The 17,105-nt window shown below is 72.2% G+C and carries 14 protein-coding genes and 1 pseudogene; 5 read left to right on the forward strand and 10 right to left on the reverse strand.

What is annotated here, in order from left to right; translation table 11 throughout:
- Positions 1-79 precede the first annotated feature (79 nt).
- Genes ACFVQ0_RS10810 through deoC form a run of 3 tightly spaced genes read right to left on the reverse strand, consistent with a single transcriptional unit; the run spans position 80 to position 3,359 of the window.
- Positions 80-976 (reverse strand): aldehyde dehydrogenase family protein, encoded by an 897-nt coding sequence (locus tag ACFVQ0_RS10810; RefSeq protein ID WP_390086605.1) that lies wholly within the window; start codon positions 974-976, stop codon positions 80-82.
- Positions 969-2,405, reverse strand: coding sequence for an aldehyde dehydrogenase family protein (locus tag ACFVQ0_RS10815; protein ID WP_390086607.1), 1,437 nt, complete (start codon positions 2,403-2,405; stop codon positions 969-971). The genes ACFVQ0_RS10810 and ACFVQ0_RS10815 overlap by 8 nt, the downstream gene beginning before the upstream one ends.
- A 6-nt stretch (positions 2,406-2,411) precedes the next feature.
- Positions 2,412-3,359 carry a deoxyribose-phosphate aldolase gene (deoC, locus tag ACFVQ0_RS10820; protein WP_390087760.1) on the reverse strand — a complete coding sequence of 316 codons (948 nt, stop codon included), beginning with the start codon at positions 3,357-3,359 and terminating at the stop codon, positions 2,412-2,414.
- 310 nt (positions 3,360-3,669) lie between these two features.
- Between deoC and ACFVQ0_RS10825 the strand changes: the two genes are divergently transcribed.
- Positions 3,670-4,308: a PH domain-containing protein gene (locus ACFVQ0_RS10825; RefSeq protein WP_390086609.1), complete on the forward strand. Its 639-nt coding sequence runs from the start codon at positions 3,670-3,672 to the stop codon at positions 4,306-4,308.
- Between the two features lie 92 nt (positions 4,309-4,400).
- On the opposite strand, the pseudogene ACFVQ0_RS10830 reads toward ACFVQ0_RS10825, so the two are convergent.
- A pseudogene (locus ACFVQ0_RS10830) lies at positions 4,401-5,383 on the reverse strand (LuxR family transcriptional regulator).
- A 191-nt stretch (positions 5,384-5,574) separates the two neighbouring features.
- Here ACFVQ0_RS10830 and ACFVQ0_RS10835 point away from each other — a divergent pair.
- Positions 5,575-6,987, forward strand: coding sequence for an aminopeptidase P family protein (locus ACFVQ0_RS10835; RefSeq protein ID WP_390086611.1), 1,413 nt, complete (start codon positions 5,575-5,577; stop codon positions 6,985-6,987).
- Positions 6,988-7,048: 61 nt separating this feature from the next.
- Here the strand turns inward: ACFVQ0_RS10835 and ACFVQ0_RS10840 are convergent, their stop codons facing one another.
- The 3 genes from ACFVQ0_RS10840 to ACFVQ0_RS10850 form a co-directional block, all read right to left on the reverse strand.
- Positions 7,049-8,692: a phospho-sugar mutase gene (locus tag ACFVQ0_RS10840; protein ID WP_390086612.1), complete on the reverse strand. Its 1,644-nt coding sequence runs from the start codon at positions 8,690-8,692 to the stop codon at positions 7,049-7,051.
- Between the two features lie 71 nt (positions 8,693-8,763).
- The gene (locus ACFVQ0_RS10845) at positions 8,764-9,588 is read right to left on the reverse strand and encodes a purine-nucleoside phosphorylase (RefSeq protein WP_073732485.1); all 825 of its coding nucleotides are present in this window, start codon (positions 9,586-9,588) and stop codon (positions 8,764-8,766) included.
- Positions 9,589-9,691: 103 nt separating this feature from the next.
- Positions 9,692-10,129, reverse strand: a complete 438-nt coding sequence (locus tag ACFVQ0_RS10850) for a gamma-glutamylcyclotransferase (protein WP_024490113.1) — start codon at positions 10,127-10,129, stop codon at positions 9,692-9,694.
- A 248-nt stretch (positions 10,130-10,377) separates the two neighbouring features.
- On the opposite strand from ACFVQ0_RS10850, the gene ACFVQ0_RS10855 reads away from it, so the two are divergent.
- Together ACFVQ0_RS10855 and ACFVQ0_RS10860 are read left to right on the forward strand one after the other, a co-directional pair.
- Positions 10,378-11,817 carry an NAD(P)H-quinone dehydrogenase gene (locus ACFVQ0_RS10855; protein WP_390086614.1) on the forward strand — a complete coding sequence of 480 codons (1,440 nt, stop codon included), beginning with the start codon at positions 10,378-10,380 and terminating at the stop codon, positions 11,815-11,817.
- 197 nt (positions 11,818-12,014) lie between these two features.
- Positions 12,015-12,980, forward strand: a complete 966-nt coding sequence (locus ACFVQ0_RS10860) for a DeoR/GlpR family DNA-binding transcription regulator (protein WP_390086616.1) — start codon at positions 12,015-12,017, stop codon at positions 12,978-12,980.
- Between the two features lie 91 nt (positions 12,981-13,071).
- On the opposite strand, the gene ACFVQ0_RS10865 is transcribed toward ACFVQ0_RS10860, so the two are convergent.
- Positions 13,072-13,671 carry a TetR/AcrR family transcriptional regulator gene (locus ACFVQ0_RS10865; RefSeq protein WP_390086618.1) on the reverse strand — a complete coding sequence of 200 codons (600 nt, stop codon included), beginning with the start codon at positions 13,669-13,671 and terminating at the stop codon, positions 13,072-13,074.
- Between the two features lie 157 nt (positions 13,672-13,828).
- On the reverse strand, positions 13,829-15,583 hold the full coding sequence (locus tag ACFVQ0_RS10870; protein WP_390086620.1) for an acetyl/propionyl/methylcrotonyl-CoA carboxylase subunit alpha: 1,755 nt from the start codon (positions 15,581-15,583) through the stop codon (positions 13,829-13,831).
- Positions 15,584-15,996: 413 nt separating this feature from the next.
- Between ACFVQ0_RS10870 and ACFVQ0_RS10875 the strand changes: the two genes are divergently transcribed.
- Entirely contained in the window at positions 15,997-16,431 is a 435-nt protein-coding gene (locus ACFVQ0_RS10875; protein WP_390086621.1) for a hypothetical protein, read from the forward strand.
- Between the two features lie 47 nt (positions 16,432-16,478).
- Here the strand turns inward: ACFVQ0_RS10875 and ACFVQ0_RS10880 are convergent, their stop codons facing one another.
- Positions 16,479-17,096, reverse strand: a complete 618-nt coding sequence (locus ACFVQ0_RS10880; RefSeq protein WP_390086623.1) for a Maf family protein — start codon at positions 17,094-17,096, stop codon at positions 16,479-16,481.
- Between the last annotated feature and the right edge of the window lie 9 nt (positions 17,097-17,105).

Below are 17,105 nucleotides of genomic sequence, written 5' to 3' on the forward strand. Positions count from 1 at the left end.
GGAGGTGGCCCGTGCCCCGGCGAGTCCGGGGCACGGGCCACACCCGTATGTCCGTCAGCGCGTCATGTCCGTCGGCGCGTCAGTACGAGGAGCCCGACACGCCCAGCGCGCCCGTCGGGTGCCAGACCGTCTTGGTCTCCAGGAACGCGGTGAGCCGGCGCGTACCGGGATCGGCCGACCAGTCGTCGCCGTCCACAGCCTGTGGGCGGGAGACGCGCTTCAGGTTGTCGGCCGCCGCGATCTCCAGCTCCTTGGCCAGCTCCGCGTCGGCGCCCGTGAGGTCGATGCCGTTCACGTCCTGGTGGGAGGCGAGCGGCGCGGCGATCTCCGCCGTCTTCCCGGACAGGATGTTGACGACTCCGCCGGGCAGGTCGGAGGTGGCCAGCACCTCGCCCAGCGAGAGGGCGGGCAGCGGCGCGTCCGCCGAGGCGATGACGACCGCGGTGTTGCCGGCCGCGATCACCGGGGCCACCACGGAGACCAGGCCCAGGAACGACGACTCCTGCGGGGCCAGGACGGTGACCACACCGGTCGGCTCGGGCGTCGAGAGGTTGAAGAACGGCCCCGCGACCGGGTTCGCCCCGCCCACGACCTGGGCGATCTTGTCGGTCCAGCCCGCGTACCAGACCCAGCGGTCCACCGCCGCGTCCACGGCCGCGGCCGCCTTGGACTTGGAGAGCCCCTCGGCCTCCGCGACCTCCCGGACGAACTGCTCCCGGCGGCCCTCCAGCATCTCCGCGACGCGGTAGAGGACCTGGCCGCGGTTGTACGCGGTCGCGCCCGACCAGCCGCCGAACGCCTTGCGGGCGGCGACGACCGCGTCGCGGGCGTCCTTGCGGGACGACTGGGGCGCGTTGGCCAGCCACTTGCCCTTGGAGTCGGTCACCTCGTACACCCGGCCGCTCTCGGAGCGGGGGAACTTGCCCCCGACGTACAGCTTGTAGGTCTTGAAGACGCTCAGTCGCCCGTCAGACATCGAGGTAGGCCTCCAGACCGTGACGGCCGCCCTCGCGGCCGAAGCCCGACTCCTTGTAGCCGCCGAACGGCGAGGTCGGGTCGAACTTGTTGAACGTGTTGGCCCAGACGACGCCTGCCCGGAGCTTGTTCGCCACCGCGAGGATGCGGGAGCCCTTCTCCGTCCAGATGCCGGCCGAGAGGCCGTACTGGCTGTTGTTGGCCTTGGCGACCGCCTCGTCCGGCGTACGGAAGGACAGCACGGACAGCACCGGGCCGAAGATCTCGTCGCGTGCGACGGTGTGCGCCTGGGTGACGTTGGTGAACAGCGTCGGCGCGAACCAGTAGCCGGCGGACGGGAGTTCGCAGGGGGCGGACCAGCGCTCCGCGCCCTCGGCCTCGCCGGTCTCGACGAGCGCGGTGATCCGGGCGAGCTGCTCCGCGGAGTTGATCGCGCCGATGTCGGTGTTCTTGTCCAGCGGGTCGCCCAGGCGCAGCGTGGTCAGCCGGCGCTTGAGCGCGTCCAGCACCTCGTCCTGGACGGACTCCTGGACGAGGAGCCGGGAGCCCGCGCAGCAGACCTGGCCCTGGTTGAAGAAGATGCCGGTGACGATGCCCTCGACGGCCTGGTCGATCGGCGCGTCGTCGAAGACGATGTTGGCGCCCTTGCCGCCCAGCTCAAGCGTGGCCCTCTTGTCCGTACCGGCGAGGCCGCGGGCGATGGCCTTGCCGACGGCGGTCGAGCCGGTGAAGGCGATCTTGTTCACGTCGGGGTGCTCGACGAGTGCCTGACCGGCGTCCCCGTACCCCGTGAGGATGTTGACGACGCCCTTGGGCAGCCCGGCCTGCCGGCAGATGTCCGCGAAGAACAGCGCGGAGAGCGGGGTCGTCTCGGCGGGCTTCAGCACCACCGTGTTGCCGGTGGCGAGCGCCGGGGCGATCTTCCACGCGAGCATCAGGAGCGGGAAGTTCCACGGGATGATCTGCCCGGCGACCCCGAGCGGGCGCGGGTTCGCGCCATAGCCGGCGTGGTCCAGCTTGTCGGCCCAGCCCGCGTAGTAGAAGAAGTGCGCGGCGACCAGCGGGAGGTCCGCGTCGCGGGTCTCCCTGATCGGCTTGCCGTTGTCCAGGGTCTCCAGGACGGCCAGCTCGCGGCTGCGCTCCTGGATGATCCGGGCGATCCGGAACAGGTACTTGGCGCGCTCGGAGCCGGGCAGCGCCGACCACTTCTCGAACGCGCGGCGGGCGGCCTTCACGGCCCGGTCCACGTCCTCCGCGCCGGCGCGGGCGACCTCGGAGAGGACCTCCTCGGACGACGGGCTGACCGTCTTGAAGACCTGGCCGTCGGCGGCGTCGGTGAACTCACCGTCGATGAACAGCCCGTACGAGGGCGCGATGTCGACGACGGAGCGCGACTCGGGGGCGGGTGCGTACTCGAATGCGGATGCCATGGGGTATCAGTCCACCGTCACGTAATCGGGGCCGGAGTAACGGCCGGTGCTGAGCTTCTGGCGCTGCATCAGCAGGTCGTTCAGCAGGCTGGAGGCGCCGAACCGGAACCAGTGGTTGTCCAGCCAGTCCTCGCCCGCCGTCTCGTTCACCAGGACCAGGAACTTGACCGCGTCCTTCGAGGTGCGGATGCCGCCGGCCGGCTTCACGCCGATCTGGACGCCGGTCCGCGCCCGGAAGTCGCGCACCGCCTCCAGCATCAACAGGGTGTTCGCGGGGGTGGCGTTGACCCCGACCTTGCCGGTCGACGTCTTGATGAAGTCCGCACCCGCCAGCATCCCGAGCCAGGAGGCCCGCCGGATGTTGTCGTACGTGGACAGCTCGCCGGTCTCGAAGATCACCTTGAGGCGGGCCGAGCCGCACTCGGCCTTCACGGCGAGGATCTCCTCGTACACCTTCAGGTACCGGCCGGAGAGGAAGGCGCCCCGGTCGATCACCATGTCGATCTCGTCGGCCCCGGCGGCCACGGCGTCACGGACGTCCGCGAGCTTCACGTCGAGCGCCGCCCGGCCGGCCGGGAAGGCCGTCGCGACGGACGCCACCTTGACGCCGGAACCGGCCAGGGCGGCGACCGCGGTCGCCGCCATGTCGGGGTAGACGCAGACGGCCGCGGTGCGCGGGGTCGTGCGGTCGGTGGGATCGGGATGGACGGCCTTGGCGGCGAGCGCCCGGACCTTGCCCGGGGTGTCCGCGCCTTCCAGCGTCGTCAGGTCGATCATCGAAATGGCGAGGTCGATGGCGTACGCCTTGGCCGTCGTCTTGATCGAACGGGTTCCGAGTGAGGCGGCGCGCGCTTCGAGGCCGACGGCGTCGACGCCGGGCAGCCCGTGCAGGAAGCGGCGCAGCGCACTGTCGGACGCCGTCGCGTCGGCGAATGCGGGAGCAGTGGTGGGCATGGTCACCAGATGAGCATATCTACGCGCGTAGCGGCCTGTACAGGGGCCCATGCCGTTCGCGTATCGCCCGGACCCACGGCCCGGCGCGGTCGGCGACCGGGAGCCGCCCCCGCGTCGCTTGCGCTCGTCAGGAGCTGTGGTCCAACCCCCGCTGGATCAGCTCGGAACGTCTGGTGCGGTCGATCGCAAGGCGCCGGAGTGTCCTCATAGCGGAGCTATTAGGGCGTTTCGGCAACGCCGCGAGCGGCCGTGCCAGGCGTTCCGAGCCCAGCGGGGGTTGGACCATAGCTTCTGAGGCAGAATCGGGCTCATGACGAGCCCCACGCCACCCGCAGAGCCCACCTACGCCGACCGGACCTTCCGGTCGCCCGCCGGGCTGGTCGGGGGCGCCCTGCTGCTCCTGCTCATCCTCTGGATCGGCCTGGACGCCGCGATCCGGGGCGAGGGCCGGGTGCCGTGGCTGGCGCTGGCCGGGCTGCTCACCGTGGTCCCCCTGGTGGTCGCCTTCACCCTGCGCCCCGTGGTGTTCGCCAACGACCGGCGCGTCCGGATCCGCAATCCGTTCCGCACGATCACGCTGCCCTGGACGGACGTCGCGAACGTGCGGGCTGGCTACTCCAGCGAACTGTTCACCCAGGAAGGCACCAAGTACCAGCTCTGGGCCGTCCCCGTCTCGCTGCGGCAGCGCAAGAAGGCCGCCCGCCGCCAGACCCGCCAGGCGACGGACGACCCGTACGGCCGCACCTCGGTGACCGCCGACGTCCAGGCCACCAGGGCGCTGACCGCGGGCGCCGACCAGACCGTGGTGGACCTGCGGGAGCTGGCCGAACGGGCGGGCGACAAGCCCGTCGCCGGTGACATCACCGCATCGGTGCGCTGGGCGTACGAGGTCATCGCCCCGGCGGCCGTGGGCGCGATCCTGCTGGTGGTGCTGGGCGCGACGGGCTGAGCGCCCTCCTCGGCGGGTCGAGTGCCCTCCCCGACTGGCTGAGCCCGGCACGGCAGCCCCGTCCGTCCCCGCACGGTCCGGCCGCCCCATCCTCACAGCCAGCCGCTGCGCTGAGCCTGGAGCGCCAGCTGGAAGCGGTTCGCGGCGCCCAGCCGGGCCATCAGGACCTGGAGGCGGCGGAACAGGGTGCGGCGGCTGATGCCCAGTTCGCGGGTGATGACCTCGTCGCTTGCGCCGCCCGCCAGGAGCCACAGCAGTCGGCGGTCGGCGGGCGGCAGGCCGCCGGGCCGGGCGGTGCGGCCGTGGAAGGGCAGGGCGTTCTGCCAGGACTGCTCGAACAGCGCGATGAGGGCGGAGAGCAGTCCGCACGGCTGCACCACCAGCATGGTGTTGTGCACGTCGGCCTCCTTGATCGACAGCGACACCAGCGCGTACGCGTCGTCGATGATCACCAGCTTGACCGGCACGGACGGCAGCACCCGGGCCTGCTCACGGCGTTGACGCACGGTTCGATGACGTCCTTCAGATGGCCCGGGTGCTCCAGCGACTCCCGCGAGTACACGACGCGCTGCGTCACTCCGCGCGCCAGGGTGGCCAGCGCGTCGTCCGTGGCGCCCGGCAGCGGGAAGTACGGCGGTGACTCGAACTGCCGGATCTGCTCGCGGGCGCTCGCCCAGGCCCGGCGGATCCTGGGGCCGACGGCGTCGCCGGTGACGACCTCGACGAGATGGTCGTTGTACGCCGCCAGCCGCTGCCGCCGGAACGAGTCGAACGCGCCCCCGACCGCGATCCGCGACGCCTCGACCTCGCTCGCCCGGTGCCGGGCCAGGATCTCCAGGCCCGCGGCCGGCGGCACCGGGGCCACCACGTCCCCGCCGTCCCCGGCGGCGCTGGCCAGACCGGCGTCGACCAGCGCGCCGTACGCCGCGTCGAGCTCCGGCCCCGCCAGACCCGCCGCCGCGCCGACGGCGGGCAGCGGCGCGGGGGCCAGATCGAGCAGCGCCAGATAGACATCGGCCGCCGGAGTACCGAGCCCCAGGAGCCGCAGGGCCGCACGGAGTCTCTCGTTCGTCATGCCCTCATTGTCCAACGGCCGCGTCCGGATATGGCCGATCTGTGCCACTGGCACTCCTTCGCCCCGCGCGCACCCCGTGCGGGGTACCGTCCGGGTGCCGCCGACCGGCGGCCGCGAGGGCGCCCCGGGCCGCACCCGGCGGGGCACGCGTACCTCGCCGCCGAGGAACCCACCAGAAGAAGGTGTACGACGTGGCGCAAGGCCGAAAGAACCGTCTCTACGCAGGTATCTCAGAGGAACTCTCCGCCCTGATGCGGACCGGCTGGGCGGACACCGAGCGGCACGACCTCCAGCCCGACGAGCAGGCCCCGTACGCGGCCGGCCGCCGCGCGGCGCTCTCCGCGCGCTTCCCCGGCGAGCGCCTGGTGATCCCGTCGGGCAACCTCAAGGTCCGGTCGAACGACGACGGCTACGCGTTCCGCCCCTACACCGGCTACGTGCACATGACCGGCGACCGGGCCCGGGACGGCGCCCTCGTCCTCGAACCCCGCGCGGACGGCGGCCACGACGCCTACTGCTTCCAGCTGCCCCGCGACAGCCGGGACAACGACGAGTTCTGGACCGGCCCCACGGCGGAACTGTGGATGGGCCGGCGCCGCTCGCTCGCCGAGGCGGAGCGGGTACTCGGCCTGCCCTGCCGCGACGTCCGCACCGCGGCCGACGCACTCGCCGCCGGCTCCGGCGCGCCGACCCGGATCGTCCGGGGCATCGACCCGTCCCTGGAGGACGCCGTCACCACCGACGAGGAGCGCGACGACGAACTGGAGGAGGCGCTCAGCGACCTCCGCCTCGTCAAGGACGCCTGGGAGATCACCGAGCTCCGCAAGGCCGTCGACTCCACCGTGCGCGGATTCACCGACGTGATCGGTGAGCTCTCCCGCGCGGTCGCCTCCTCCGAGCGCTGGATCGAGGGCACCTTCTTCCGCCGCGCCCGCCTTGAGGGCAACGCCGTCGGCTACGGCTCGATCTGCGCGGCTGGCGAGCACGCCACGATCATGCACTGGACGGACAACGACGGCCCGGTACGCCCCGGCGACCTCCTCCTGCTCGACGCCGGCGTCGAGACCCACACCCTCTACACCGCCGACGTCACCCGCACCCTCCCGATCAACGGCACCTTCACACCGCTCCAGCGCAAGGTCTACGACGCGGTCTACGAGGCCCAGGAGGCGGGCATGGCCGCCGTGAAGCCGGGCGCCGCCTACCGCGACTTCCACGAGGCGTCCCAGCGCCACCTCGCGGAACGCCTGGTCGAGTGGGGCTTCATCGAGGGCCCGGCCGAGCGCGCGTACGAACTCGGACTCCAGCGCCGCTTCACCATGGCCGGCACCGGCCACATGCTCGGCCTGGACGTCCACGACTGCGCCCACGCCCGCAACGAGGCCTACGTGGACGCCGCGCTGGAACCCGGCATGGTGCTCACCGTCGAGCCCGGCCTGTACTTCCAGCCGGACGACCTCACCGTGCCCGAGGAGTGGCGCGGGATCGGCGTCCGGATCGAGGACGACCTGGTCGTCACGGAGGACGGCCACGAGAACCTCTCGGCGGGCCTGCCCCGCTCCGCCGACGAGGTCGAGAAGTGGATGGCACGGTTCGCGGGCTGACCGCGCCGGGGGCCCGGGGAGGACGGGCAGGGGCGGGAAGCGTTCGGCTTCCCGCCCCGCCTCAGATCCCCGCCGCGGCCGCCAGGTCCCGCTTGATGCCGTCGAGCAGTTCCGTGCCCCTCGCGCGGGCCGCCGGGAGTCCGGCGGGTGAGGCGACCGGGACCACGACCTCCAGGTAGCACTTGAGCTTGGGCTCCGTGCCGCTCGGGCGGACGATGACCCGGGCGCCCTCCAGCTGGTAGCGGAGTCCGTCGGTGGGCGGCAGCAGGGCGGTGCCGTGGGAGAGGTCCTCCGCCGAGGTGACGGTGAGTCCGGCCAGGGCGGTCGGGGGCACCTCGCGCAGGCGGCGCATGGCGTCCGCGATGAGGGAGAGGTCCTCGACCCGGACCGACAGCTGGTCCGTGGCGTGCAGACCGTGCTCGACCGCGAGGTCGTCCAGCAGGTCGGACAGGGTGCGGCCCTGTGCCTTGAGTACGGAGGCGAGTTCCGCGACGAGCAGCGCGGCGGTGATGCCGTCCTTGTCGCGGACCCCGTCCGGGTCGACGCAGTAGCCGAGCGCCTCCTCGTAGCCGTAGCGCAGACCGTCCACCCGGGCGATCCACTTGAAGCCGGTGAGCGTCTCCTGGTAGCCGAGGCCCGCCTTCTCCGCGATCCGGCCGAGGAGGGACGACGACACGATCGACTCCGCGAAGACGCCGCTGACCCCCCGGCGGACGAGATGGGCGGCGAGCAGCGCGCCGACCTCGTCGCCGCGCAGCATCCGCCAGCCGCCGTCGGCCGCCGGGTCCGGGACGGCGACGGCGCAGCGGTCGGCGTCCGGGTCGTTGGCGATGACGAGGTCGGGCTCCGAGCGGCGTGCGGTGGCGAAGGCGAGGTCCATCGCGCCGGGCTCTTCCGGGTTGGGGAAGGCGACGGTGGGGAACGCGGGGTCCGGCTCGGCCTGTTCGGGGACGAGGACCGGGGCCGGGAAGCCCGCCCGGTCGAAGGCCGCGGTGAGGACCGAGGTGCCGACGCCGTGCATCGCGGTGTAGACGACGCGGGCCGTGCGCGGTGAACCGTCGGCCAGTACGGCGTCCGTACGGGCCAGGTAGGCGTCCAGCACCTCGTCGCCCAGGGTCTGCCAGCCGTCGTCCGGGCGCGGGACGGTGTCCAGCGGGCCGACCGAGGCGATCGCGGCGGCGATCTCGCCGTCCGCCGGGGGGACGATCTGCGAGCCGTCGCCCAGGTAGACCTTGTAGCCGTTGTCGCGCGGCGGATTGTGGCTCGCGGTCACCTCGACGCCCGCGACGGCGCCCAGATGCCTTATGGCGTACGCGAGTACGGGGGTGGGGAGCGGGCGGGGGAGCACGGCCGCCCGCAGTCCGGCGCCGGTCATCACGGCGGCGGTGTCGCGCGCGAAGTCGGTGGACTTGTAGCGGGCGTCGTACCCGATGACGACCAGGCCGCCCGCCTGCCCCTGGTCCTTCAGGTACGCGGCGAGCCCGGCGGCGGCGCGGATGACGACGGCGCGGTTCATCCGCATCGGACCGGCCCCCAGCTCACCGCGCAGGCCCGCGGTGCCGAACTGGAGGGTGCCGGCGAACCGTGCGCCGAGCTCGGCCAGGTCCTCCGCCTCGATGAGCTTCGCCAGCTCCTCGCGGGTGTCGGGGTCGGGGTCCTCCGCGAGCCAGGTCCTGGCCCGCGCGACGAGGTCCTGAGTCGTCACGGTCGTCCGCCTTCCTTGGTGGTCTTGGTGGAGGTTGCTGGGGGAGGGGGCGCCCCCGGGAAACGGACCCGTCAGATGCGGTCGAGCAGGCGCGCCAGCAGCGAGCCCATCCGGGTCGCGGAGTCACGGCCCGCCTGGAGCACCTCTTCGTGGTTCAGCGGCTCCCCGCTCAGCCCGGCGGCCAGGTTCGTCACCAGGGAGATGCCCAGGACCTCCGCCCCGGCCTCCCGGGCCGCGATCGCCTCCAGCACGGTGGACATGCCGACCAGGTCACCGCCCATCACGCGGACCATGTTGATCTCGGCGGGCGTCTCGTAGTGCGGGCCGGGGAACTGTACGTACACGCCCTCTTCGAGGGTCTCGTCGACCTCCTTGCACAGCGCCCGCAGCCGGGGCGAGTACAGGTCGGTCAGGTCGACGAAGTTGGCGCCGATGATCGGCGACGCCGCCGTGAGGTTGATGTGGTCGCTGATCAGGACCGGCTGCCCGGGGCGCATGCCCTCGCGCAGCCCGCCGCAGCCGTTCGTCAGGACGACGGTCTTGCAGCCCGCCGCGACGGCGGTACGCACCCCGTGCGCCACAGCGGCGACGCCCCGGCCCTCGTAGAAGTGCGTGCGGCCCAGGAAGACCAGGGCGCGCTTCTCACCGATCAGGTACGAGCGGATCGTGCCGCCGTGGCCCTCGACGGCGGGGGCCGGGAATCCTGGCAGGGCGGTCACCGGGAACTCGGCCTCCGGGGTGCCGAGCGCATCGCCCGCGGGTGCCCAGCCGGAGCCCATCACGAGTGCGACGTCGTGGGTCTCGGCACCGGTCAGCTCGCGCAGGCGGGCGGCGGCGTCGTCGGCGGCGGCGCGCGGGTCGCCCTGGATGTGGTCCGGAATAACTGATGCGTTCACGCGGATGAGCGTAACCGCTGATTCCCTACGCGCGTAGATGTTCCCGTACAGAGACTCGGGGCATCCGTTCGTGCTTTCGCACAGAAGGGCCGGTCCGCGGGGCTCAGCAGGGGCGCTTGCGGAGTTCCATCACATAGTCGTGCGGGGCGCCCGCCGAGTCGGCGGCGTCCGCGATCTCGCCGAGGTAGCGGGCGGAGGGCAGCCCGCCCTCGTAGCCGTTGAGCACATACATCCAGGCCGGCTCCTCGCCGTCCAGGGTGTGCACCCGGACCCGCATCCGCCGGTAGATGTCGAGGCCGACGCCCTCCCAGCGGTCCATGGAGTCCTCGTCCATCGGGGCCAGGTCGTACAGGGCGACGAAGACCTGCGAGCGCGGCGCCTCGACCACCGTGGCCAGCGCACCCTCCCAGCCCATCTGCTCCCCGCCGAACGTCAGCCGCCAGCCGTTGAGCCAGCCGGTTCCGCGCAGCGGCGAGTGCGGTGCGCGGCGCGTCATCAGCCGCGCGTCGAGGTTGCCGGCGTATGCGGCGTAGAGCGACATGGGGTCGAGGGTACGGGAGGTGGCCCCGGTGAGGTCGATTCCTGGGAGGAAGACGCCCGCTCGGGGGGTCCGCCGCCCGTGGCACCGGCCCCGCCCCGGGGGGCCGGTGCACGTATGGAGGGCCCCGGGGCGAAGCACCTTGGCGCGTGCGGGACAATGAAGTACGTACTGCATTCACCCGGGGCGACCCCCCGGACCCCGGCCGGGGCAGCAGACGGCCGCGGGACGAAACGCGAGGCGGACTTTTCGTGACCCGGATCGTGATCATCGGCGGCGGACCCGGCGGGTACGAGGCGGCATTGGTGGGCGCCCAGCTCGGCGCGGAGGTGACCGTCGTCGACTGCGACGGCCTCGGCGGCGCGTCCGTGCTCACCGACTGCGTGCCCTCGAAGACCCTGATCGCGACGGCAGAGGTGATGACCACCTTCGACTCCTCGTACGAGGAGCTCGGCATCATCGTCGCGGACGACACGCCGCACATGGAACAGGCCGCGCGCGTGGTCGGCGTCGACCTCGGCAAGGTCAACCGACGGGTGAAGCGCCTCGCGCTCGCCCAGTCCCACGACATCACCGCCTCCGTCACCCGTGCGGGGGCCAGGGTGATGCGCGGACGCGGCCGGCTGGAGGGCCTCCAGGCCGCCGACGGCTCCCGCAGCGTCGTCGTGACCGCGGCCGACGGCACCGAGGAGACCCTCACCGCCGACGCCGTGCTGATCGCGACCGGCGGCCACCCCCGGGAGATCCCGGACGCGCTTCCCGACGGCGAGCGGATCCTGAACTGGACCCAGGTCTACGACCTCGACGAGCTCCCCGAGGAGCTCATCGTCGTCGGCTCAGGTGTCACGGGCGCCGAGTTCGCCGGTGCCTACCAGGCCCTCGGCTCCCGCGTCACGCTCGTCTCGTCCCGGGACCGGGTGCTGCCGGGCGAGGACCCGGACGCGGCCGCCGTCCTGGAGGACGTGTTCCGGCGCCGGGGCATGAACGTGATGGCCCGCTCCCGCGCGCAGTCCGCCAAGCGCGTCGGCGACCGGGTCGAGGTCACCCTGGCCGACGGCCGGGTCATCTCCGGATCGCACTGCCTGATGGCGGTCGGCGCGATCCCGAACAGCGCGGGCATGGGCCTGGAGGAGGCCGGGGTCCGGCTCAAGGACTCGGGCCACATCTGGACCGACAAGGTCTCCCGCACCAGCGCGCCGGGTGTCTACGCGGCCGGTGACGTCACCGGGATCTTCGCGCTCGCCTCCGTCGCCGCGATGCAGGGCCGGATCGCGATGTACCACTTCCTCGGGGACGCGGTCACGCCGCTGAACCTCAAGACGGTCTCCTCGAACGTCTTCACCGACCCGGAGATCGCCACGGTCGGCTACAGCCAGTCCGACGTCGACTCGGGCAGGATCGACGCCCGCGTCGTCAAGCTGCCGCTGCTGCGCAATCCGCGCGCCAAGATGCAGGGCATCAGGGACGGCTTCGTCAAAATATTCTGCCGCCCGGGTACCGGCATCGTGGTCGGCGGCTGTGTTGTCGCGCCTCGGGCGAGCGAACTGATCCACCCCATCTCGATCGCCGTCGACAACAATCTGACGGTGGAACAGATCGCAAACGCCTTCACTGTGTATCCGTCCCTGTCGGGATCGATCGCGGAAGTGGCCCGCCAGTTGCACACCCGTAAGCAGGCGGGCGAAGCGTAAGGCCCTCGTAGAGCCCTCCGCGGACCCGGCATTACCCGGCAACTGCCGTCAACTCGGGCAGTCCCGCGACCACCCGCGATCAGTAGAGAACAACAACAGGGCCGCCTATACCACTTGGCGGCCCTTTGTATGTCCAACTTCTGCAATTCAGCGCAAACTGCTGAGAACTCTCCGGCGATCGCGTTACTGTCAGTTTCGTGTTCGCTGCAGAACGTCGTCAATTGATCCTCGAAATGGTGCGCGCCAACGGGGCGGTATCGCTCCGTGAGCTCGCCCGCGTCGTCCAGACCTCCGAAGTGACCGTACGGCGGGACGTGCGGGCACTGGAGGCAGAAGGACTCCTCGACCGCCGCCACGGCGGTGCGGTCTTGCCGGGCGGTTTCACGCGGGAGTCCGGGTTTCCGCAGAAATCCCATCTCGCCACCGCCGAGAAGACCGCCATCGCCGACCTGGCCGCCGGTCTCGTCGAAGAGGGCGAGGCCATCGTGGTCGGCGCCGGTACGACCACGCAGGAGCTGGCCCGCCGGCTCGCGCGGGTCCCCGGGCTGACCGTGGTCACCAACTCGCTGCTGGTCGCCCAGGCGCTCGCCCATGCCAACCGGGTGGAGGTGGTGATGACCGGCGGCACCCTGCGCGGTTCCAACTACGCCCTGGTGGGCAGCGGTGCCGAGCAGTCGCTCCAGGGGCTGCGGGTCTCGCGGGCGTTCCTCTCCGGGAGCGGCCTCACCGCCGAGCGCGGGCTCTCCACGTCCAACATGCTCTCCGCGAGCGTGGACCGGGCGCTGGTGCAGGCGGCCGGGGAGGTGGTGGTCCTGGCCGACCACACCAAGCTCGGCTCCGACACCATGTTCCAGACGGTGCCGACCGACCTCATCACCCGGCTCGTGACGGACGAACCCGCCGCGCACGACGACCGCGGCGCGGCGGAGCTCCAGGCCCTGGCCGACCAGGGGGTGCAGATCGCGGTGGCGGGCGCGGGGGGAGCCCCGGCCCCGGCCTCGTCCGAACCGGGGGCGTCCGGGCGGGGCAACCGCCGGGACATGCCGCTCCCGGGGCAGCGGCGCACGCACGGGAGCGGGCCGCAGCCGTTGCGGGGGTCCGCGGTGCTGGCCGAGCAGGCGCAGGGTGAGCGGGCGCGAGTGGCGGACCTGCGGCGTCGCTAGCGATCCCGCCCGGACCTGCGGCGTCGCTAGCGATCCCGCCCGGTCCTGCCCCGCCGACGCTCCGGGGGCGCTGCCGCCGCGTCCCCGCTCCTCAGACGCCGGACGGGCTGGACGAACTCAGCCCCCGGACCGTCAGCGTCAGCAGCCGGTCCGCCAGTTCCGGATCGTCCGGTGACTGCTCGGCGGCCAGCGCGATCGCGTTCGTGAGCTGCATCAGGTCGTCGATGGACACCTCCGCGCGCACCGCCCCGTCCGCCTGCGCGCGGGCCAGCAGTACCGAACCCGCCTCGCGCATCGGCACATTGCAGCGGGACAGCGCCGAGGTCTCGTCCCGGCACGTCGACATGAGGGCCTGGGCCAGCCCGCGATACTCACCCGCATGAGTGATGATCGTGCCCAGCCACTCCACTAGCGCCTCGCACGGCCGCTCCGCCCCGGCCAGCTCGCGGGAGCGGGCGATCAGGTCGGCCACCGCCTCCTGGAAGACCGCGCTCATCAGCGCGTGCCGGGTCGGGAAGTGCCGGTACAGCGTGCCGATCCCCAGCCCCGCGGACCGTGCGACATCCTCCAGGGACGCCGTCGTGCCGTGCTCCGCGAAGGCGGTACGGGCCTCGGCCAGCAGCCGGTCGTAGTTGCGGCGCGCGTCGGCGCGCATGGGCCGGGCCGGTGTCCCTGCTGTGCTGGTCGCCATCGCGCAGTCCTCCCTGATTCCGCCGCGGGGGTCCAGGATGCCATCGCCCGTACGGCCCAGTGGCCCGGGAGCCCGGCGGCTCCGGTCGCCAACGGGCGGCGCCCCCGTCACGTCGTACGACATGACGGGGGCGCCGGCGGAACGCGAGGAGCGGGGATCAGTCCTTGATCTCGCAGATCACGGCGCCGGACGAGAGGGAGGTGCCGACCTCCGCGGTCAGGCCCTTGACCGTGCCGGAGCGGTGCGCGTTGAGCGGCTGCTCCATCTTCATGGCCTCCAGGACGACGATCAGGTCGCCCTCCTTGACCTCCTGGCCCTCCGCCACGGCGATCTTCACGATCGTGCCCTGCATCGGGGAGGCGAGGGTGTCACCGGAGGCCGCGGAGCCGGACTTCTTGGCCGCGCGGCGCTTGGGCTTGGCGCCGGCCGCGAGACCGGTGCGGGCCAGGCTCATGCCGAGCGAGGAGGGCAGCGAGACTTCGAGACGCTTGCCGCCGACCTCGACGACGACCGTCTCACGGCCGGACTCCTCGTCGGTGTCCGCGTCGGCGGGGGCGGCGAAGGCCGGGATCTCGTTGACGAACTCCGTCTCGATCCAGCGGGTGTGGATGGTGAACGGGTCCGCGGTGAACGCGGGGTCCGTGACGACGGCGCGGTGGAAGGGGATGGCGGTGGCCATGCCCTCCACGGTGAACTCGCCCAGCGCGCGGGCCGCCCGCTGGAGCGCCTGCTCGCGGGTGGCGCCCGTCACGATCAGCTTGGCGAGGAGCGAGTCCCAGGCGGGGCCGATCACACTGCCGGACTCGACGCCCGCGTCGAGACGGACACCCGGACCGGACGGCGGGGCGAACAGGGTGACGGTGCCGGGGGCCGGCAGGAAGCCGCGGCCCGGGTCCTCGCCGTTGATCCGGAACTCGAAGGAGTGCCCGCGCATCTCGGGGTCGTCGTAGCCGAGCTCCTCGCCGTCGGCGATGCGGAACATCTCGCGTACGAGGTCGAGGCCGGTGACCTCCTCGGTGACCGGGTGCTCGACCTGGAGGCGGGTGTTGACCTCCAGGAAGGAGATCGTGCCGTCCGCGCCGACCAGGAACTCGACCGTGCCGGCGCCGACGTAGCCGGCCTCCTTCAGGATCGCCTTGGACGCCGTGTACAGCTGCGCGTTCTGCGCCTCGGACAGGAAGGGGGCCGGGGCCTCCTCCACGAGCTTCTGGTGGCGGCGCTGGAGCGAGCAGTCACGGGTGGACACGACCACGACGTTGCCGTGGGTGTCGGCCAGGCACTGCGTCTCCACGTGCCGGGGCTTGTCCAGGTAGCGCTCCACGAAGCACTCCCCGCGCCCGAACGCGGCAACCGCCTCGCGGACCGCGGAGTCGTACAGCTCCGGGATCTCCTCCAGCGTGCGGGCGACCTTCAGCCCGCGCCCGCCACCGCCGAACGCCGCCTTGATCGCGATCGGCAGCCCGTTCTCCTCGGCGAACGCGACGACCTCGGCGGAACCGGAGACCGGGTCGGGGGTGCCCGCGACGAGCGGGGCACCGGCACGCTGCGCGATGTGCCGGGCGGCGACCTTGTCACCCAGGTCCCGGATCGCGTGCGGCGGCGGCCCGATCCACGTCAGTCCGGCGTCCAGCACGGCCTGCGCGAACTCGGCGTTCTCCGAGAGGAACCCGTAACCCGGGTGGATCGCGTCCGCCCCGGAGTCCTTCGCGGCCTGGAGCACCTTGGCCATGTCCAGGTAACTGGCGGCCGGAGTGTCACCGCCCAGCGCGAATGCCTCATCGGCCGCACGCACGTGCAACGCGTCGCGGTCCGGGTCCGCGTAGACGGCCACGCTCCCGATCCCCGCGTCCCGGCAAGCACGGGCAACACGGACAGCAATTTCGCCACGGTTGGCGATGAGCACCTTGCGCACGATGGCTCCCTCCTTGAAACAAGCTGAGTTTAGGGACTACCGACACGGCCCTACGACCCGTCCCCAATGGTGAGCTTGCCCACACGGAGTGTGATTCGAGGCTTGCTCAAGTCGCGAAATCCCTTGTGGAACCACGGTACGCCGGGAACCATAACCGCACAGTAGCCACGAGGTGTGGTCCAGGTCTCTGTCGGTACGGGCAGCGACGCCCGGTGTTTCTTTGTCTGATTCCTACTAACGGCCGCGCATTTCTTTGCCTGGCGCCCGGCCGCCGGTACTCCGGGCGCCCGCATTGCCGCCCGCGGGGCCCCGAAGCGGTCGAAACCCTTGTCCCGGGCATTACCCGTTAGTAGGGTCCGCGCTATCGCACGTACTGCAGGTAACAGGGGGTGAGCGCCGTGGTGCGCAGGCCGGTGGCATACATATCCGCGATCGTGCTGGTCGCGGAAGCCGTGGGCGTCGTGATCGTCAACGGCGTCATGGCGACGTTCGTGAAGAACCAGGACATGTCCCTGGCGGGTACGGATCCCCACGTCATGGCCAACGGTGCCTGGGTGCTGGGCGGGATCTCCGGACTGTTCCTGCTGCTGTGCGGTGTGCTGCTCCTGCTGACCGGCATCCGCGACCGGGCCCCCGGCCGGATCGCCAGGGTCGTCCTCATCGGCTGCGCCGTCGTCCACGGGGTGCTGGGCGCGCTCGCGGTGGGGCTGATCGGCTGGACCGCGTTCGTCTCCATGATGGTGGTGCTCGGCCTGATCGTGCTGACGCTGGTGGCGTACGGGGACGGCCGCGAGGAGCCGGTCACCGGGACGGACGCCGAGAAGCCGGTGGCCCCGGCCGCCGCCTGACCGGACGGACGGGCCGCCGCGGCTCGGGCCGACCGGTCAGGCGCGGCTCAGGCCCACAGCTCGGTGACGCTGATCCCCAGCTCGCCCAGGAGCCGCCGCAGCAGCGGCAGCGAGAGCCCGATGACGTTGCCCGGGTCGCCGTCGATGGAGTCCACGAACGGCGCCGAGCGCCCGTCCAGGGTGAAGGCGCCCGCCACGTGCAGCGGCTCGCCGGAGGCCACGTAGGCGGCGATCTCGGCGTCCGTCGGCTCACCGAAGCGGACCGTCGTGGACGCGGTCTCCGAGACCGTCCGGCCACTCGCGGTGTCGGTCAGGCTGTGACCCGTCCGCAGCACCCCGGACCGGCCCCGCATCGACTTCCAGCGGGCCGTGGCGTCCTCCGCGTCGGCCGGTTTGCCGAGCGCCTCGCCGTCGAGTTCGAGCACCGAGTCGCAGCCGATGACCAGGGCCCCCGCGACCTCCGGCAGCGCGGCGACGACGGCGGCCTTGGCCTCCGCGAGGACCAGCGCCAGCTCGGCGGGGGTGGCGGCGCTCAGCGCGTCCTCGTCCACCCCGCTGACGATCACCTCGGGCGCGAAGCCCGCCTGCCGGAGCAGGCCGAGGCGGGCGGGGGAGGCGGAGGCGAGCACGAGGCGGCGGGGCGCGGGATCAGTCATGCGCGCCATCGTACAAAT

It is taken from the genome of Streptomyces sp. NPDC057900 (assembly GCF_042887885.1).
Classification (GTDB): Bacteria; Actinomycetota; Actinomycetes; order Streptomycetales; family Streptomycetaceae; genus Streptomyces.